This window comes from Streptomyces sp. M2CJ-2, from assembly GCF_016757295.1.
Classification (GTDB): domain Bacteria; phylum Actinomycetota; class Actinomycetes; order Streptomycetales; family Streptomycetaceae; genus Streptomyces.
Genome location: NZ_JAESIF010000326.1, coordinates 1 through 298, shown reverse-complemented (window position 1 = coordinate 298; position 298 = coordinate 1). Strand labels below are relative to the sequence as shown.

The window sequence follows — 298 nt, the reverse complement described above, 5'->3', positions numbered from 1 at the left end:
GCCCATGTCGCTGAACGCGTGCCGCGGGTTCACCGCCTCGGCGCCGTCGTGCCCCAGCACCAGTGCCACCCGCTCGCACACCGCCTCCAGCACCACACGGCCGCGCTCGGCACCGCTCAGTCCCGCCAAGCGCTGTACCAGCGGGGCCGCGACGGCGGCTTCCGCGCCTGCCGCGACCCGTACCTGGGCGGCCGGGGCCAGCGCGCTCAGCATGACGGGGACGCCGTCGGGGCGGGTGCGCAGTGCCTGCCGGTCGACCCGCACCGGCATCACGACCGGCACCCCGGACGCCAGGGCC

The 298-nt window shown here is 77.5% G+C and carries 1 protein-coding gene; it reads right to left on the bottom strand.

Features of this window, described 5'->3' with window-relative positions:
- The coding region (locus tag JL475_RS39500; protein WP_202282992.1) for an acyl carrier protein at window positions 1–298 on the bottom strand (298 nt) is incomplete at both ends.